The organism is Paenibacillus xinjiangensis (assembly GCF_059686975.1).
The window spans coordinates 25,778-42,891 of the sequence record NZ_JCAALS010000020.1; the positions used below are offsets into that span (position 1 = coordinate 25,778).

Genomic DNA, 17,114 nt, shown 5'->3' on the forward strand with positions numbered 1-17,114 from the left:
ATATGAGTCATGAGGAGGAAGTTGTTCAAGCGACTGAAGAGCAAGCAGCGGAGGAGTCCGTAGAGATCGTTGCAGAGGAAGCTGCTGCAGAAGAAGCAGCCCAAGAAGAAGCTGAAGCAGAGGAAGAAGCCGCTGCTGAGGTGGAAGCGGAGGCTGCTGCAGAAGAAGCTGCTGTTGCAGAGGAAGCAAGCGCCACTGCAGAGGAAGCATCTGAAGGTGAGACGGAATAATGATTACGATCATTTTGAATTATAAATGGTAATGCCTATGAGAGTCCCTTCTGAATAGAAGGGGCTTTTTTGCTGATTTTTTTGGAAAAAGAGCAGGATTGGATTTGCAAGCAAGCTTGTCACTGAGGTATGCTGAGGTACAGTGACTTTCGTTAGCCCGTTAGAAATTTAGTGAAGAAGGAAGAAGGAGAAACAGATGATTGTGATTAAGACAGAGGCCGAGATTAACCGCATGCTTGAAGCGGGCAAAATATTGGCTGAATGCCATAGGCAGATTGCCGGTCTGATCGAGCCGGGTATTACCTCACTTGAAATCGACCGTTATGTAGAGAAGCTCATGAAGCAGATGGGCGCGACCCCTGAGCAGAAGGGCTATAAAGGCTATCCATTCGCAACCTGTGCTTCGGTTAACGACGTTATTTGCCACGGCTTCCCGCGCAATGAGAAATTAAACAGCGGCGATATCGTAACGATAGATATGGTTGTCAACTTGAATGGCTGGTTAGCCGATTCCGCATGGTCCTATGCCGTAGGAGAAGTGTCGGAGGAAGCAAGGCGGCTGCTGCAAGTGACGAAGGATTCCCTCTATAAAGGTATCGAGCAGGCGGTTGCAGGCAATCGCATCGGTGATGTATCCCATGCTATTCAAGCTTATGCGGAAGCTGAGGGCTTCTCGGTCGTGCGTGACTTCATTGGGCATGGCATTGGTCAGGATATGCATGAGGACCCGCAGGTTCCTCATTATGGACCGCCTAACAAAGGCCCCCGCATTAAAGAAGGTATGGTGTTCACTATTGAACCGATGCTGAACGTTGGGACGTATCAGACTAAGATTGATTCCGATGGTTGGACCGCTCGTACAAGAGATGGCAAGCTATCGGCACAGTATGAGCATACGATCGCCATCACAGCGAATGGACCAATCATTCTGACTGAGCAATAAAGCGAGTGCAGGAAGACCTTTCTATAGATGTCGTTCTTCTCTTATGAGAGTTGGATTGGCGCCCATGGAGAGGTCTTTTTGATATGCTTGCCTGCCGTATTGTTACATATGTTCACGCCTTCCATTGAACCTTTGAACTTCTTACATAATGTGTAATATTTTAACAAAATAATTGCGTGACAATTCAGTCTTCTTGACCTAGAATAATACAAATGATGCCAAGACAATACATAATTATGGATAAAATTGGTGCATCATCGGCTGATTATTCAGCACATTAAGGAGAGGTAGAGAGGGAGGAAATGACATTGGGTAAAGCAGGTAAGCATGGTTGGAGAGGCACGCTTTCGGTTGTTGTAGCAGTTGGCTTGACTGTCATGCCATTCTCCGCTTGGGCAGCAGCTGGAGAGGAAGGCACGGTGCAGCTCCGTATCATGGAAACGACGGATTTGCATGTCAACATGATGAATTATGATTATTTTGCGGACAAGCCTACCGATGAGTATGGTCTAGCCAAGACGGCGACGCTCATTAAGCAGGCCCGTGAAGAGGCGCCTAACAGTCTGCTATTCGACAACGGTGATCTGATTCAAGGGAATCCCCTAGGTGATTACGTTGCCACCATCGATGTCCTGCAGCAAGGCGAGGTGCATCCGGTCTATAAGGCGATGAACTTGCTGGACTATGATGCAGGCAATCTCGGCAATCATGAATTCAACTATGGCTTGGACTTCCTGAATGCTTCGCTTGCTGGCGCTAACTTCCCTTATGTGAACTCGAATATTTATGTGGATGATGGCGATGATGATGAGTCTAATGATGAGAATCTATTCACGCCTTATCTGATTCTAGATAAAGAGGTGAAGGATGAGAGCGGTAAGACGCATCAGCTTAAGGTTGGTGTAATCGGCTTCGTACCGCCGCAAATTACACAGTGGGACAAGGCCAAGCTGGAAGGCAAGGTCGTTGTGAAGGATATCGTTAAGACGGCAGAGAAATTCGTTCCTGAGATGAAGGCTGAGGGCGCTGACATTGTCATTGCTATTCCTCACTCTGGCTTCGAGGATATTCCGCAGACAGATCGCATGGAGAATTCTGTTCTGTACTTGAGCAAAGTGAAGGATATCAACGCAATTCTATTCGGACATGCTCATAAAATATTCCCTGACAAATCGTTCGAAGGCAAGCCGGGCGTTGATCTGGAGAAGGGCACCATCAACGGCGTCCCTGCTGTTGAACCGGGCTTCTGGGGCAACAATCTGGGTGTTATCGACCTGACGCTTGAGCTTACGGATGGCGAGTGGACGGTAGCCGATTCGAAAGTAACCGTTAAGCCGATCTATGATACGGTGAACAAACAGCCGCTTGTCGAAGCGGATCAGGAAATTGTCGATGCTGTAGCGGACGATCATCAGCATACACTGGATTATGTGCGCGGCCCAGTAGGGACGACAACCGCCCCAATTAACAGCTGGTTCGCACTTGTTCAGGATGATCCGTCTATTCAGATCGTAACGAACGCCCAGAAATGGTATGTAGAGCAGCATCTGCAGGGCACCGAATACGAGGGGATTCCTGTATTGTCGGCCGGTGCGCCGTTCAAGGCTGGCGGACGACAAGGCCCGAACTATTACACGAATATCCCGACTGGCAGCATTGCAATCAAGAACGTTGCTGACTTGTATCTGTATTCCAATACAGTGAATGCGGTACTCGTAACAGGCGCAGAGCTGAAGGAATGGCTGGAGTGGTCAGCGGGACAATTCAACACGATTGATGCGGCAAGTACAGAGAAGCAAGAGCTTGTTAACCTGGACTTCCCAACCTACAACTTCGACATAATTGACGGAGTGTCCTATCAGATTGATGTGTCCAAGCCGGCCAAATATGATGCGAAGGGCACATTGCTCAATGAAATGTCCAGCCGTATCGTGGTCCTGCAATATGAAGGAAAGCCGATTGATGCGAGCAAAAAGTTCGTCGTAGCCTCGAATAACTATCGTGCTTCATCGAGCAAATTCGCGAACCCCGATGGCAAGCGAATCATTCTAGCTTCGCCTGATGAGAACCGTCAGGTCATCATTGATTATATTCGCTCGTTCCAAACCATTGATCCAGCAGCGGACGGCAACTGGTCACTTGCTCCAATCAACGGGAAGGTCAACGTATCCTTCCTGACTTCTCCTGATGCCAAGGCGCTATCGGAGACGATTGATACGTTGTCCTACGTTGGAGATACAGCAGAGGGATATGCAGAGTTTAAGCTGGATCTATCCGTTCCAGCTGTAGTGAAGCCAGAGCCGAAGCCTGACCCGAAACCAGATCCGAAACCAGATCCGAAACCAGATCCAGAGCCGAAGCCAGAGCCGCCTGCTTCGACGGATATCGTGTACACGGTTAAGAAAGGCGATACGCTGTGGCATATTGCGATCAAGCACGGTACGACTTGGCAGAAGCTTGCCGCATATAACAAGCTGAGCAATCCGAACTTCCTGGCAATTGGTCAGAAAATCCTCATCCCTGCCAGCAAGTAAAATCAAGATAGCAGCAGAGAAAGGGCCCCAATGGGGCCCTTTCTCTATGGGTGTGCAGATATGGCGGCGTTGACGGGAGACTGCTGCCCGAGTAAGCTATTCGTAATGAAATGAAACCGCTATCCTAATAGGATTGAGACGATAGAACAGGAGAAATACGCTTATGGTACAGGGCAATGCGAATCGACGCAATGTGGGAATATTTGCTCATGTCGATGCAGGCAAGACGACAACGACCGAGCATATGCTATTCACAAGCGGCAGAACTCGCTCGCTTGGCAGTGTAGATGCAGGTACGGCGCTAACGGACTGGATGGATGTGGAGAAGGAACGAGGCATTTCGGTAAGGGCCGCTACGACTTCTTTTGTATGGAGAGATACGAATATCAATCTAGTGGACACGCCCGGACATGTCGACTTCCTGTCGGAGGTGGAGCGTTCTCTGCGGGTGATGGATGGCGCAGTGCTTATTGTGTCGGCTGTGGAGGGTGTTCAGGCGCAGACCGAGATGATCTGGAATGCTCTGCGCAAGCTGCGAATCCCAACTCTAATCTATATGAACAAAATGGATCGTGTCGGAGCAGACCACGAGGCTGTTCTACAAGATATCCGAAGCTATTTGTCTGAGGAACTTCTAGAGGTGCAGAGCCCGATAGGCATGGAGCAGCAGTTCGAAGGAGTTAATGACTTATGGGGACCTCAAGTGGCTGCGGATACACGGACGGCATTAATAGAGATGGTGGCTGAGCGGGATGAAGAGCTTCTGCAGAGTTATATTAGCGGAGAGCCGCTTACAACGCAGGAGTGGAAGCAGCATGCTGCACAGATGGCTAAGCAGGCGGAGCTGTATCCAGTGCTGTATGGCGCTTCAGGAAAAGGCATAGGTGTAACACAGCTGATGGACGCTATGATTGATTATTTGCCTGCCCCAAGCAATGATTCACATGCTCCGCTGTCAGGCATCGTATTCAAAATCGAGCGGTACAAAACGATGGGGAGAATGGCATTCGTTCGCCTATACGAGGGGTCGATACGCAATCGCGACGTGATTCGCAATTATTCGCAGAGCCTTGACGAGAAGGTGACGCAGATCCGCAAGGTTGAAGGGGGACGCTCGGAGGATCTCGGTATGCTGGAGGCGGGAGATATCGCTGCCGTATGCGGCATGTCCCATGTGCGCATTGGAGACATCTTGGGCGTCCCCGATGCGGTTCCAGAAGAGGTTCGGCTGGCTGTGCCTTTATTGACGGTGCAGGCTCATTGGACTGACCAGCAGCAGTATCCGGCGATCGTACAGGCGCTGCAGGAGCTGTCGGACGAAGACCCGCTGCTCGATATGCAATGGCTGCAGGAGGAACGAGAGCTGCATGTGAAGGTAATGGGGCCTATTCAGCTTGAAATATTGACCAATGTAATGGCAAGCAGATTCGGTCTGAATGTACAGTTCGGACAGCCATCTGTTATTTACAAGGAGACTCCGAAGCAAGCTGGTGAAGGCTATATTGCTTATACAATGCCGAAGCCTTGTTGGGCAATTCTGCGCTTCAAGATCGAACCTAGTCAGCGTGACAGCGGTCTAAGCTATGAGGCATTCGTCCGCTTTGAGGAGCTGCTGCCGCAATATCAGAATGAAGTAGCTCGCCGTGTTCCAGAAGCGCTGCAGCAGGGGCTATACGGCTGGGAGGTTGTTGATCTGAAGGTGACGCTAACCGAGGGTCAGCATCATGTGTGGCATACGCATCCACTCGATTTTGCCGTTGCGACGCCGATGGGCATTATGAACGGCTTGGCGGCTGTAGGCACTCAGCTGCTGGAGCCTGTTCTGCAGTTCCGAATCGTCGTCCCCGAAGAGAATGGAGGACGGGTCATGAATGATCTTGTGATGATGCGAGGGGTGTTCGAAGCGCCAGTGCTGCAAGGTGATCGCCTCATTAGGGTAGAGCTGCCTGATCGAACACAAGGCTTGCCATTCATCTATCCTACGATGATTGGCAAGCCTTGTGCGTTATAACCTATGGATTGGTTGGTGTATCTGCATTGATTGCAATGATTCCAACCTTCTGAGGATCATCGGTAGTGGCTCCGAACCACACTTGTCCGCTGCCTGCCATTACACCTTTATAATTGACGAATAGCGTCTGGGTGTCTTGGGAAGCGAGAGCTGTCTGGACATTGCTGGTCACTATGCTCTCGTACTGCTCTAAGAATTGCTCTTGGTTGTCAATGGTGACAGAGGCAGCCCCTTCATGGTTAACCGTGAGCGGATACAGGACATATTCGGCCAGAGCTTCTTGATCATTGGTTGCAACGGCTAGCTTCACAGCTTCGAACATCTTATTGAAGGCTGCAGGGTCGTTGATGCCGGCTGCTTCGTATGGATTGCCTTCCGTGACCGTTGCAGGTGTTGCTTCAGGCGGAGGATTAGTTGCAGTAGGGGTAGCTGTCTCACTCTGAGCAGGTGGAGCAGTAGGGCTGGAGTTTACATTGCCCTCTTCATTATTGGCGGTAGAGCATCCTGCTAAGGCAAGGCATACAGCTGCTGCGGCCGCGAAAAAAGTAATGGTGTGTGTCATACGTCTTTGCTTCATGAGGCTCATCCTTTCAAGACCAACTTGTGTAGAAATATATGCTGCTAATATAGTTGACGAGAAAAACGGTCAAATGTTGCAGGTAATGTGGTAGTCGTCCACTGAGCACTAAAACATAATGGCATACAGCAGTGTTGCGAGCGAAAGCAGGACGGATGACAATGTCATGGCTAATAGTGGACGAAGGGCTTTTGTACGAAGTGCCTTCAGGTTCACATTCAGACCAAGCCCAACCATGGCCATTGCGAGCAGGAATGAAGTCGATTGGGCGATCAGCTCCATTGCTTGTTCAGGGATTGCAAATGAAGTCCCTGCACTGAAGCTTCCGAAGCTGCTCATGGCAATGAAGCCAATAAGAAACCATGGGAATGCAATCTTCGTGCCCGGCTCTACTGCACCTCTGTGCTTCATTACGAACATAAGAAGGAAGCATAGCGGCACAAGCAGGAATACTCTGCTGAGCTTGGCTAACAAGGCAAGGGCGACAGCATCCTGCCCGCCCGGACCAGCTGCAAGAGCAACATGTGCAATCTCATGAAGACTGATTCCAGCCCAAATGCCATATTGCTCATCCGTCAATGGCAGGAGTGGGCGGATAGCGGTATAGCCAATCGCGAATATCGTACCGATTAGGGCGATAAGTCCAGCTCCGATTGCCGTATCCTCATCTCTTGCTTTCACAATCGGTGAGACAGCGGCAATGGCGGCCGCTCCGCATATGCCAGTCCCGATTCCGAGCAGCAGAGAAAGTGAGAAGTCGGCCTTAAGCTTGCGCGCCAGCCAGAGCGTCAGTCCTATGGCGACAAGAACGGTGACAGCCGCTTGAAGAAGAAGGCTCCAGCCTTCTTGGAGGATCGTTCCAATATTAAGCTTCAAGCCGAACAATATAATAGCGAGCCGCAGCAGCTGCTTCGACGAGAATTGGATGCCGGTCCGCAGCCGCTGGGGATAGCCCATTAGTTGCCTGTATATAACAGCGCCGATCAGTGCGACAGCCATCTGGCCAGCACGGTCCATGATAGGCAGCTGTGCGAGTAGATAAGCCGCCCCAGCGATCAAGGCAGTAAAGGTAATTCCGCCCAGCCAGCCTGTTAATTTGGTCGTATGTCGTCTATGGTCGTGGAGATAAGCGATAGCGTAATGAGTGAGAGCTCCCAAGTGGTATCACCTCGTTAGATTGTTCTAATGGAATTAGCATAATGGAATTGCGATGATAAGAAAAATAAATTGTTATAATGGATATGATAATGAATCACTTATGCAAGTCCTGTAATTGATCGAGAAAGAGAAGGAAGGTCACAGATAATGGATCAATCGCTGCTCGTATTCATGACTGTAGCAGAGAAGATGAGCTTCACACGTGCGGCTGAGGCGCTTCATATGACGCAGCCAGCTGTCAGCCAGCATATTCAGGCGCTCGAGAGTGCAATTGGGACGAAGCTGCTGGAGCGCAGTAATAAGTATGTGAGACTGAACAAAGCGGGAGAGATCGTCTATCGCCACAGTAAGGAAATAACTGGACTGTACACTCGAATGCAGTGTCTGGTTGATGACTTGATGCATACCGCTAGCGGAACGCTCGCAATCGGGGCCAGCTATACGTTCGGAGAATATGTGCTTCCCCATACGATTGCCTATTTGCAGACCCATTATCCGCTAATTAAGCCAACGATTACGATAGGCAATACGAAGGATATCTCAGCACTTGTAGCAGCTAGACAGCTGGATATTGGCATTGTTGAAGGGGAGCTCGAGCATGGCAAGCTGCATATCGAGTCTTTTGCCAAAGACCGTATGTATGTTGTTGCAGCAGCCACCCATAAATTCGGCGGCCTTAAGGATATTGATGCCGCAAGCCTCAATAAGGAGATATGGATTGTGCGGGAGGAGGGCTCCGGAACAAGAGAGGCAACAGATAGGATGTTCAAGAGCAAAGGGGTGCACCCTGAGCACCAGATGGAGTTCGGAAGCACCCAGATCATTAAAGAATCGGTGGAAGCAGGTCTAGGCATATCGTTATTATCCCATTGGGCGGTACGGAAGGAGATCTCACTTGGGACACTGAACAGGCTGACCATTGAAGGTCAGCCTGTTGAACGGGATTTCTTGCTGCTGACCTTGGAGGATCAGCTTCATACGAAGGCGGCAGAGCTATTCATAGATATTTTGCGCTCCCATAAGGGCCTGCCAGATAATCTCTATTACTAGAGTCGGTACAGTGCGAAGGGCTCTCCGCTGCGGAAAGGCTGGCTGATGACATCAAGCTCATGAAGGGTTGAGGAATCGAGCTTCAAGGAGATGCTCCTGCTGTTATGCTCAAGCTGCTCTACGCTGGATGCTCCGACAATAACAGTCGAGACGATGGGCTGCTGCATGAGCCATGCCAAAGACAGTATACTGGCCGAGCAATCGAGCTGCTGCGCGAGCTGTCCTACATCCTGGCCGAGCTTCAAGTTCGCCTCCGTGAAGAACCGGCTGAATTTCGGGTCTTTGTCGGCCCTTGACCCAGCGGGAGCTGATTGCTCTGCACGGTATTTGCCTGTTAGAACACCGCCAGCAAGCGGAAAATAAGGAATGATGCCGACCCCTTGATCGAGGCACAGCGGTACTAGCTCTCTCTCGGGTGTGCGGTCAGCAAGGGAATAGCTCGTCTGTGTCGATATGTAACGGCTCAGTCCAAGACGATCGCTTATGCCCAGAGCCTTCATCAGCTCCCAAGCTGCATAATTGGATGCGCCGATATAACGCACTTTACCGGAGCACACCATATTCTCCAGCGCGCGGAGCGTTTCTTCCAGAGGAGTGTCTGGATCGAAGGTATGAATCTGATATAGATCCACATAATCCGTCTGGAGTCTCTTAAGGCTGCCCTCTAGCTCTTGCTCCAAATGGTAACGCGAGGAGCCGCGGGAATTAGGGCCTTCTCCGCGGACGAGTCCTGCCTTAGTAGCGAGCACAACCTCGCTCCGTCTGCCAGCAATCGCTGCACCGATAATAGATTCGGATCTTGTGCCAGCATAAATATTAGCTGTATCGAGGAAGTTGATTCCGCTATCCAGTGCGTAATGAATGATTCGATCCGACGCGGCTTGATCTGCACGAGAGCCGAAGGAATTCGTGCCAAGTCCGAGTGCGGACACTTGAAGGCCGCTGTTGCCAAGTCGTCTATATTCCATAATGATTCACTCCTCTTGTCATAAGCCTAAGATATAGGGGAAGCAAGGATATGAATAATAGTATAGGTACTCTTAGCGCGTTTGGGAAGATTCGCGGAGTGCCTGCTTCTTCGGTTGGCTAGTGCCTTTGAGTAATACCTCGGTCTGGGAATAAATATGTTAATTAATGTAACATTGTCCAAACATTTTTATGCATTTTGGCGAATAGACAATTGTGATGCGATATGGGATCATTTTTAATGAGAACGTTTCTGTTTCTGAAGTGATGCTGAAGCGGAGAGGGACGGGAGAGCGAATGAGTATTGCACGTGTAATCATGCATGCGCAGCTGACAGAAGGTATGGAGCAGGAGGGACTTGCAGCTATAGATGAGGGACGGCATATACAGGCTTATCTGGATGCAGGTCAGCTCATGACCGCAGCTGCGTTCCTATGGAAGAGGAATGTATTTATATATTATGAGTGTATAGACGGGTTCGAGGTTCATCCGGAGGAGCTGCTGCACGGTCTCACTCTATACTTGGCGGACTGGCCTGGTCAGGATTCGCCTCGCAAATGGATTCCAATGATTGACGTCTTCCACTTCAATGAACCAGCAGGCCAGGAGCATTGGCGACGGAAGGAGCCGGTCGAGCGAAGAGTAGGAAGAGTTGCACATTTGAAGCCGGAGATGATGAGCAGCTATATCTACTATCATTACCAGCTGCAGGAAGAGCATGCTTTCTACGGGCCGAAGTATGAGATCATCGCGATGCATGAGAATCTGCTGTTCGGATATCAGGAGTTTCCTGCTGTTGTGGAGGAGCCAGTCGTTCCGAGAAAGCTGCAGACCACTGGGACACCCGTTAATTGGGGAGATTCGCGAATGGAGTTGCATTTTCAGCCGTGGGAGGACGGTCATCTCTATTTCAAGCCGGTTGAGACGTTGTTTGCTTTGTATGCAGATGAAGGATAGAACGCTACTTGAGTCGAAAGGATAAAGCTATTTTGGTTAGGAGAGCATTATCCACTTCATCGCTCTGAAAATAAAAGGCATAAGAACGCTCTAGTTCTTCTATAGATATCAAAAGATGGGTCTGCTGATCTGTCCATTCAGAATCTGAATCGGCTACGGTTAGTATATATTATGGGAAATACACTAGACAACGTAAATGAATACAGTATTAACCTGATTACGATCTGTGTGGTAAAATAGGTATTATAATTGCAGTTAATCATTAAAATTTAAGGGGCTTTTAAGATTATCGGATTATACTAGTGGTATAGCTGATCGATTGAATCGATTTAATCGGAGGGGACCATGATGCTTGAACCAATTACCTATTCCGTGATCATTCCTGTCTATAACGAGGAGAAAGTGCTCTATGACGCCTACAAGCGGATAAAGCGAATTGTAGCGCCAATTGGTGAAGGGTACGAGCTTATCTTTGTCGACAACAACAGCTCTGACCGATCGGTGGACATGCTTCCGGTGTTCTGTGCAGCTGATATTCGGGCCAAAGCGATCTATTTGTCCGAATGCTTCGGGTATACAGCAGCAGTAAGGGCAGGTGCGGATCATGCATCGGGTTCACAGGTAATAATCATGGACATTTCCATGCGCTCCTTGGTATGGGAGCAGAGTAGAGCAGGGGAAGAGCGTTATATCATCCGCAGATTAGATGGCTTTACTCATTCCCCCTTGTGGGACTACGTGCCTGAAATGCCTGCTGTTTCATAAAGCTGCTGCCGCAATTGTTCAGAGACAGAGGTAAGCGGCAAGCGAAGCGTATCGGAGGAAAGGATGCCTTGCGCTGCCAGCAGCGCTTTAAGCGGGGCAGGGTTCGGCTCTTGGAAGAGCAGGCGAATAAGCGGGACAAGCTTGTTGAAGGCCGTTCTGCTGTCGCTCAGCCGCCCTTGCTGGAACAGGTCGAACACCTCCAGATAGGCTGGGGTGTTAATAGCGGCAGATGCCAGCATCCCCCCAGCAGCTCCATAACATAGCATCGCATAGAAATAAGCATCATCCCCGCACAGAATGGGCTTGGTATCATAGAGAGACAGCTCAGCAAGGAGATCGATTCCTCCTGAGCTGTCTTTCATACCGATGACCCCGTCGATGGACAGAATGGTACGAACGGTATCGACGGTTAGCTTCACACCTGTGCGGGAGGGAATCTCATAAGCGATAATGGGAACACCAGTCTCAGCTGCTTGTCTGAAGTGGGCAATGATGCCAGCTTGAGAGGGCTTGCTGTAATAGGGAACAACGACGAGCGCCGCATCCGCTCCAAGCTGACCAGCGAGCTCTGTTCGTCTGACGGTGGAACGGGTATCGTTAGTTCCTGTACCAACTACGATCGGGGTATGCTGCTTCGCTCCAGCCTTTACAGCAGCACTTGTCAACGCACGAAGCTCTCCCACCTCGATAGTAGGACATTCCCCTGTCGTTCCGTTGACGACTAGACCGTGAACGCCATCGTTTAACAACCGCTCAATATGCCTCCCGAAGGATTCCAAATCAATTGTACCGTCCCCATGAAAAGGGGTAACAGCTGGCACATATATACCTCGCACATTGTGTTCCTGCAGCATATCGCCATCTCCTCTACTGTTGGATAGCTCTAATATTAGCATGCATTTATTATTGCAATTATCTATAATAATTGATCATAGACATTAATAATATTGATACTTCAGAGGAGTGGTCAGCGTGGATCTTGTTTATCTGCATACCTTTCGGGAGGTAGCCAGAAGACGCAGTATTACAAGGGCTGCTGAAGAGCTTGGTTATGCGCAGTCTAGTGTGACCATTCAGATTCAGAAGCTGGAGAAGGAGTATGGGGCTACGCTGCTTGAACGCTACGGCCGTCAGATGAGGCTGACGCCATCAGGAGAAGCGCTGCTGCATATTGCGGTTCAGATGCTCGACTTGTATGAGCAATCCAAGGAAACAGTAGCCGGGTATGCGGGAGGGACACTTGTCATTGGGGCCATCGATTCGTTGGCAGCGTATTTCTTGCCGCCTTATCTGAAGCAGCTAAGACAGCAATTCCCTGAGCTGAACATTCAGCTGCATCCAGAGCGGGAATCCCAGATCATTAGCAAGGTGAAGGAGGGGGAGTTCGATATTGGGCTGCTCCTGGATGTCAAGCCAGCAGATAGCGCGCTGCGCTGCGCAGCTATAAGGGAAGAACCGCTAGTACTCGTTGCTCCAACGGAGCATCCGCTCGCAGCTAAGTCCCAAGTGCAGCTTGCGGATCTGGGCGGCGCTCAGTTGATCATTTCCGAGGAAAGCTGTATCTATCGCGGCATGTTCGAGAAGGTGCTTAAGGAGCATGACATTCCTTACACGATTGGCTTCGAGCTGGGCAATCCGGAGGCGATTAAGCAATGCGTTATTAATGGGCTGGGCATTGCTCTTCTGCCGCAGATTGTCGTTGCCTCCGATATTAGCCAAGGACGACTGGCGATGCTTCCTTTTAGCCATCCTGATATTCGGTTCGATCTGCAATACGTTATTCATCCGCGCAAGTGGATGTCTCGTCCACTTGCCGCTTTGCTCGATATGCTGGGCGCTGCTAATGTCGGTTCTTAAGCTCTACGCCGACTAAGCTCAGCTTGGAGCTGCGATTGACATAAGCCATCCAGACTCCTATTGCGACCAGCAGCAGGATAGCAAGCGGAATTACAAAGTGCATTAATCGCGGCTGCACAGTTGTAGATAATGACAAATAGAAGGCAGCTAGGGAGCTAAGTGTGGTCAGATGAAAAGGAACAATGAAGCCAGGATGTGTCACTCGAAACCGCAGGCGCGCATTCAAAGGCCGATCTGAGCGGCGTCCCGTGGAGATTATAATTCTTCTTAATCTAGGTAAGGATGATAACCAGAGCATAAGAAGCGGGATAAGGATAATTGGCATGAACAACAGGCGGTTCGTCCAGTCGGCAGGCTCATTGGAGGTAATCAGTATGATTGCAATTCCAGCTATCACACCTAGTGTGGGCAGCGTCGTATATAGAATCCAAGGTGTCAATTCACCTGCTGCGATATGCAATTTTTTTTCTGACCCGGAATATAGAAGAGCTGCCGCTTTTCTACCTGCAATCCACGATAATAGGATCATCAGGAATAAAGAACCACGAGCCAATTCGATCCCTAAGTTATACAAACAGATAACCCTCCCCGTATAATAGACTTAGATTATTGTACTATTGCCTGCCACTCCACAATAACCGTCCAAAGAATGGAATGTTACTGGACCTCAGGCGGGGATGAAACCACTGCTTAACAGGCAGCGTACTACTGTGAATATAATAATGACAAGGAGGTGAATGCATTGTTTGTTGAGCTTCATGATCTAATCCCTTACTTATTCTCTATCAGTATTATCTGTACCTTTGCTTATGCCTCTTATTTCACATATCAGGCTGTTAACGAAGGGCAGGGCAGGGCGCTGGAACGCTTTTCTTTAGTTCCGCTCATTGCTCCTACAGAGCAAGTATGTGATCGGGAACAGATTCACCACTGGCTGGCTAGGAAGATCAAGAGAAAAGAGTCGCCGGATGGAGATTCAGCTGATTGTAGCTCCTCGTTTGCAGATGATTATCGCAATCGAAACCAACGAGGAGGATTTACATGGGGCAAACGAATGCATTCACCTTTCTTAAACGATATCGGATAATAGCAATAATCGCGGTGCTGATCGTGATCAGCGGCTGTGGCGCACCGAATGGAACCATTGACTCCGCAACACCGGGGTTTTTCAACCACTACGTAGTGTTCCCCTTCTCTTATTTGATCCAGCATATAGCTTCTTTCTTTGGCGGGAGCTACGGTGCAGCTATTATTGCCATGACGCTGCTTGTTCGTCTGGTGCTTCTACCGCTTATGCTCAGGCAGTCCAAGAGCCAGCAGGTAATGAAGCAGAAGATGAACCTGATGCAGCCTGAGCTGGAAGAGCTGAAGGAGAGGTACAAGGTTAAGACGCCGGATTCACAGGCTAAGATGCAGAAGGAAATGCTGGAGCTCTATGGGAAGCATCAATACAATCCACTAGCGATTGGCTGTCTTCCGATGCTTTTCCAGCTCCCCATTCTAACGGGCTTGTATTATGCAATCAAGATGACGCCTGAGCTGGCAGAGCATTCGTTCTTATGGTTTCAGCTCGGAGCGCCGGATATGGTTCTTCCCTTCCTGGCCGCAGGCATCTATTATGTCCAATTTAGAGTGTCCCAGATTGGCATAGATCCTGCACAGCAGAAGCAAATGGCTATAATGGGGTTCATTTCTCCCCTTATGATGGCGGTCTTCTCCTTCACGGCGCCAGCGGCGGTTCCGCTCTACTGGGTGGTTGGGGGCATATTCATGATTCTCCAGACGATGCTTGCGAAGCGGCTATACCCTGTTGTGAGCATGGATAAGCAAATTGCTGAGCTGTCGACCAAATAAAGATTACCAGCACACGGTCAGGATTCATTACAGAATCCTGACCGTTATTGCTTTTCTCCATCATTGCTTCCCGTCTTCAGTCATCCATTAAAGTAAGGTAAAGGCCTATTGGCCTACATCGATAGGTGATATACTGAAGAGTGTGTAGTTCACATCTAACACAGTTATTCGCAGTTTTCTCGGGTGGCCTGTAACCCTCTCCGCAACCAAGTCGTCTTCGTTCACTTCTGTTTTTTGCTCGTCCGTTCTGTATCCATAGTTCCGTAATTCCTTCCTTTGCCGGATAGAATCCCATTATTGCGACCGATGTAGAAGCCAGCAGCGCTATAAAGAGCGTGTTTGGTGAAACGAAGTGTATCTTTTGTATAGGGTTGATGTGTTACAATATAACTATGTGAGAAGGTGCGGATTCTGTAACAAGGAACCACTCGAACAAGAGGAGGAATTTCGATGATCAAGCGTTACCCCGCAAATGAACGGAATACAACCGAGCTGGATTGGCTGAGAAGTGCGCGAAGCTTCTCCTTCGGTGACTATTTCGATCCCGATAATTCACGCTTCGGAGTTATGCGTGTATGCAATGATGATGACATTGCTCCAGGCAGAGGCTTCGGCGCTCATCCTCATAGCGACATGGAGATCGTCACTATCCCACTTACAGGAAGTCTGAAGCATGAGGATAATCTGGGCAACACAGAGGTTACCTCCGCAGGGGAAGTGCAGCGGATGTCTGCCGGCTCAGGTATTATTCACGCCGAGTACAATAACTCAGAGACAGAAAGCGGCAGCTTTCTCCAGCTCTGGTTCATGCCCCAAGAGAAGGGTATCCAGCCTTCTTATGAGACGAGCAAATATGATGAGGCTAAGCTAATCAATACGCTGCTGCCTGTCGTAACCCCTGACGGGGCGAACGGAACGGCTCGTATTCACCAAGATATGACCATCTATCTCAGCCGTATTACGAAGGGGAAGAAAGTTTATTATCATCAGCCGTCAGGACGACGTGCTTTTGCAATGGTCATTGAAGGCCGGCTGCTATTGAATAATATTGAGCTTAGCCGCAGAGATACGCTTCGAGCAGAGTTCGAACCTGATCTTAAGATGGAAGCGCCTGATGAAGATGCCTTTGTGATGTTAATTGATCTGCCCTAAATGTTGAAGGCTTGTGTAGAAGGAGGAAGATTTAAATGAACGAGACCTTGTTGATCAAGCATGCTATTGGCGGACGGACCTTTATCGACTCCAGTAAGCAAACGGTAACTTACCGAGTAGAGCCGGCAGGCAGCGGATGGACTTTCACGGTTCATACACCATTATCGCCTCAGGTTGATGAGCTGATCAAGTGGAAGGAAGAGCTGAATGTATTCCTTTTCCAACATTTCGATGATGGTCAGCCTGTCAAAAAGCTCTGGTTCTATGTAGATGGAAGCACGGTGAAATATGATCATTCCCTGCTGGGACTCGTGTTCTCTGCGAAGTCCAGCATCACATATATTCCTCAGGAATTCGGTTATACCTTGTAGCTTAGATGGAGCCGGCCAAATTTATTTATTGAAAAGATAACTAATATTGGCCTTAACTGCATATATATAGTAAAGAGTGTGCACGAAGTGCATAGGAGTGACACTCGAGGCGAGCAGCTTCCCCCTAAGCCTCGCCGCGTGCTGCCATTCCGAGCTGCTGGAAGAGGATTGTTCCTGTACAAAGCCTATTAAGCTAGAGCTACATACCTCACTCTTCTTACAGAAGAAGAGCTCTCTGCTTCGCCGATGAAGCAGGGGGCTTTTCCCGCAGAAAGCGCCTATACAAGCCCTATTCCCATGATTCGAAAAATCATGAATGGAAAATTTACAGAAATCGAACGATAATTTGACAAGATGGGGTATAATTGAAGGGGAGTCCTAATCAAGGAGGCGTTTACGATCTATAGTCGAAAAAAATTCCAAGAGGACATTCCGGAGGTCAGCACAAAAATATGGTCTTGCGAAAGCGAAGACTGTAATGGCTGGATGCGTGCGAACTTTGCGTTCGAACAAGCTCCGACTTGCCTCATATGCCACTCTCCGATGGTTACCAGCGAGAAAATGCTGCCGCTACTCGTAAACTCAAATGATAATTTGAAGCTTAAAAACAGCGTAGCTGCAACTGAGTAACAGTTGTCCGACACAGGGTACCCGAATGGGTATCCTCTTTTTTTTTGCCCTTCAATGGG

18 protein-coding genes are annotated in these 17,114 nt (G+C 49.3%); 13 read left to right on the forward strand and 5 right to left on the reverse strand.

The features are described from left to right. Nucleotides 1-2 precede the first annotated feature (2 nt). From AC6ESP_RS19390 to AC6ESP_RS19405, 4 genes are all read left to right on the forward strand, one after another. On the forward strand, nucleotides 3-230 hold the full coding sequence (locus tag AC6ESP_RS19390) for a hypothetical protein (RefSeq protein ID WP_497098383.1): 228 nt from the start codon (nucleotides 3-5) through the stop codon (nucleotides 228-230). A gap of 196 nt (nucleotides 231-426) precedes the next feature. Beyond that, a complete protein-coding gene (gene map / locus AC6ESP_RS19395; protein ID WP_497098384.1) occupies nucleotides 427-1,173 on the forward strand; it encodes a type I methionyl aminopeptidase in 747 nt (248 codons plus the stop codon). A gap of 377 nt (nucleotides 1,174-1,550) precedes the next feature. Further along, nucleotides 1,551-3,707, forward strand: coding sequence for a bifunctional 2',3'-cyclic-nucleotide 2'-phosphodiesterase/3'-nucleotidase (locus AC6ESP_RS19400; protein ID WP_497098464.1), 2,157 nt, complete (start codon nucleotides 1,551-1,553; stop codon nucleotides 3,705-3,707). Between the two features lie 163 nt (nucleotides 3,708-3,870). Beyond that, nucleotides 3,871-5,718, forward strand: coding sequence for a GTP-binding protein (locus AC6ESP_RS19405; RefSeq protein WP_497098385.1), 1,848 nt, complete (start codon nucleotides 3,871-3,873; stop codon nucleotides 5,716-5,718). Nucleotide 5,719: 1 nt separating this feature from the next. On the opposite strand, the gene AC6ESP_RS19410 is transcribed toward AC6ESP_RS19405, so the two are convergent. After that, nucleotides 5,720-6,295, reverse strand: coding sequence for a hypothetical protein (locus tag AC6ESP_RS19410; protein WP_497098386.1), 576 nt, complete (start codon nucleotides 6,293-6,295; stop codon nucleotides 5,720-5,722). A gap of 108 nt (nucleotides 6,296-6,403) precedes the next feature. Next, nucleotides 6,404-7,429, reverse strand: a complete 1,026-nt coding sequence (locus tag AC6ESP_RS19415; protein WP_497098465.1) for a YeiH family protein — start codon at nucleotides 7,427-7,429, stop codon at nucleotides 6,404-6,406. Nucleotides 7,430-7,600: 171 nt separating this feature from the next. On the opposite strand from AC6ESP_RS19415, the gene AC6ESP_RS19420 reads away from it, so the two are divergent. Then, nucleotides 7,601-8,503 carry a LysR family transcriptional regulator gene (locus AC6ESP_RS19420; protein WP_497098387.1) on the forward strand — a complete coding sequence of 301 codons (903 nt, stop codon included), beginning with the start codon at nucleotides 7,601-7,603 and terminating at the stop codon, nucleotides 8,501-8,503. Here the strand turns inward: AC6ESP_RS19420 and AC6ESP_RS19425 are convergent. Further along, nucleotides 8,500-9,471: an aldo/keto reductase gene (locus AC6ESP_RS19425; protein WP_497098388.1), complete on the reverse strand. Its 972-nt coding sequence runs from the start codon at nucleotides 9,469-9,471 to the stop codon at nucleotides 8,500-8,502. The two genes, AC6ESP_RS19420 and AC6ESP_RS19425, sit on opposite strands and share 4 nt — an antisense overlap. A 295-nt stretch (nucleotides 9,472-9,766) precedes the next feature. On the opposite strand from AC6ESP_RS19425, the gene AC6ESP_RS19430 reads away from it, so the two are divergent. Together AC6ESP_RS19430 and AC6ESP_RS19435 are read left to right on the forward strand one after the other, a co-directional pair. After that, complete coding sequence (locus AC6ESP_RS19430) at nucleotides 9,767-10,426, forward strand: hypothetical protein (RefSeq protein WP_497098389.1); 660 nt, start codon at nucleotides 9,767-9,769, stop codon at nucleotides 10,424-10,426. A gap of 348 nt (nucleotides 10,427-10,774) precedes the next feature. Next, nucleotides 10,775-11,191, forward strand: coding sequence for a glycosyltransferase (locus tag AC6ESP_RS19435; RefSeq protein ID WP_497098390.1), 417 nt, complete (start codon nucleotides 10,775-10,777; stop codon nucleotides 11,189-11,191). Here the strand turns inward: AC6ESP_RS19435 and dapA are convergent. Further along, the gene (gene dapA, locus AC6ESP_RS19440; protein ID WP_497098391.1) at nucleotides 11,161-12,045 is read right to left on the reverse strand and encodes a 4-hydroxy-tetrahydrodipicolinate synthase; all 885 of its coding nucleotides are present in this window, start codon (nucleotides 12,043-12,045) and stop codon (nucleotides 11,161-11,163) included. The two genes, AC6ESP_RS19435 and dapA, sit on opposite strands and share 31 nt — an antisense overlap. Before the next feature lie 118 nt (nucleotides 12,046-12,163). On the opposite strand from dapA, the gene AC6ESP_RS19445 reads away from it, so the two are divergent. Beyond that, complete coding sequence (locus AC6ESP_RS19445) at nucleotides 12,164-13,048, forward strand: LysR family transcriptional regulator (protein ID WP_497098392.1); 885 nt, start codon at nucleotides 12,164-12,166, stop codon at nucleotides 13,046-13,048. Here the strand turns inward: AC6ESP_RS19445 and AC6ESP_RS19450 are convergent. Continuing rightward, nucleotides 13,032-13,622, reverse strand: coding sequence for a hypothetical protein (locus AC6ESP_RS19450; protein WP_497098393.1), 591 nt, complete (start codon nucleotides 13,620-13,622; stop codon nucleotides 13,032-13,034). The two genes, AC6ESP_RS19445 and AC6ESP_RS19450, sit on opposite strands and share 17 nt — an antisense overlap. A 168-nt stretch (nucleotides 13,623-13,790) precedes the next feature. Here AC6ESP_RS19450 and AC6ESP_RS19455 point away from each other — a divergent pair, with 168 nt between their 5' ends. From AC6ESP_RS19455 to AC6ESP_RS19475, 5 genes are all read left to right on the forward strand, one after another. After that, nucleotides 13,791-14,135 carry a hypothetical protein gene (locus AC6ESP_RS19455; RefSeq protein ID WP_497098394.1) on the forward strand — a complete coding sequence of 115 codons (345 nt, stop codon included), beginning with the start codon at nucleotides 13,791-13,793 and terminating at the stop codon, nucleotides 14,133-14,135. Continuing rightward, complete coding sequence (gene yidC, locus AC6ESP_RS19460) at nucleotides 14,090-14,902, forward strand: membrane protein insertase YidC (RefSeq protein ID WP_497098395.1); 813 nt, start codon at nucleotides 14,090-14,092, stop codon at nucleotides 14,900-14,902. The genes AC6ESP_RS19455 and yidC overlap by 46 nt, the downstream gene beginning before the upstream one ends. A 450-nt stretch (nucleotides 14,903-15,352) precedes the next feature. After that, entirely contained in the window at nucleotides 15,353-16,054 is a 702-nt protein-coding gene (locus AC6ESP_RS19465; protein ID WP_497098396.1) for a pirin family protein, read from the forward strand. Between the two features lie 35 nt (nucleotides 16,055-16,089). Beyond that, entirely contained in the window at nucleotides 16,090-16,425 is a 336-nt protein-coding gene (locus AC6ESP_RS19470; protein WP_497098397.1) for a hypothetical protein, read from the forward strand. A 399-nt stretch (nucleotides 16,426-16,824) separates the two neighbouring features. Further along, the gene (locus tag AC6ESP_RS19475) at nucleotides 16,825-17,055 is read left to right on the forward strand and encodes a cold-shock protein (RefSeq protein WP_497098466.1); all 231 of its coding nucleotides are present in this window, start codon (nucleotides 16,825-16,827) and stop codon (nucleotides 17,053-17,055) included. Nucleotides 17,056-17,114 lie beyond the last annotated feature (59 nt).

Coding starts and splice junctions, on each gene's coding strand:
- AC6ESP_RS19420 (WP_497098387.1), top strand. CDS start 7,601: ATGGATCAATCGCTGCTCGTATTCATGACTGTAGCAGAGAAGATGAGC.
- AC6ESP_RS19465 (WP_497098396.1), top strand. CDS start 15,353: ATGATCAAGCGTTACCCCGCAAATGAACGGAATACAACCGAGCTGGAT.
- yidC (WP_497098395.1), top strand. CDS start 14,090: ATGGGGCAAACGAATGCATTCACCTTTCTTAAACGATATCGGATAATA.
- AC6ESP_RS19400 (WP_497098464.1), top strand. CDS start 1,551: ATGCCATTCTCCGCTTGGGCAGCAGCTGGAGAGGAAGGCACGGTGCAG.
- dapA (WP_497098391.1), bottom strand. CDS start 12,045: ATGCTGCAGGAACACAATGTGCGAGGTATATATGTGCCAGCTGTTACC.
- AC6ESP_RS19410 (WP_497098386.1), bottom strand. CDS start 6,295: ATGAAGCAAAGACGTATGACACACACCATTACTTTTTTCGCGGCCGCA.
- AC6ESP_RS19430 (WP_497098389.1), top strand. CDS start 9,767: ATGAGTATTGCACGTGTAATCATGCATGCGCAGCTGACAGAAGGTATG.
- map (WP_497098384.1), top strand. CDS start 427: ATGATTGTGATTAAGACAGAGGCCGAGATTAACCGCATGCTTGAAGCG.
- AC6ESP_RS19390 (WP_497098383.1), top strand. CDS start 3: ATGAGTCATGAGGAGGAAGTTGTTCAAGCGACTGAAGAGCAAGCAGCG.
- AC6ESP_RS19405 (WP_497098385.1), top strand. CDS start 3,871: ATGGTACAGGGCAATGCGAATCGACGCAATGTGGGAATATTTGCTCAT.
- AC6ESP_RS19425 (WP_497098388.1), bottom strand. CDS start 9,471: ATGGAATATAGACGACTTGGCAACAGCGGCCTTCAAGTGTCCGCACTC.
- AC6ESP_RS19470 (WP_497098397.1), top strand. CDS start 16,090: ATGAACGAGACCTTGTTGATCAAGCATGCTATTGGCGGACGGACCTTT.
- AC6ESP_RS19435 (WP_497098390.1), top strand. CDS start 10,775: ATGCTTGAACCAATTACCTATTCCGTGATCATTCCTGTCTATAACGAG.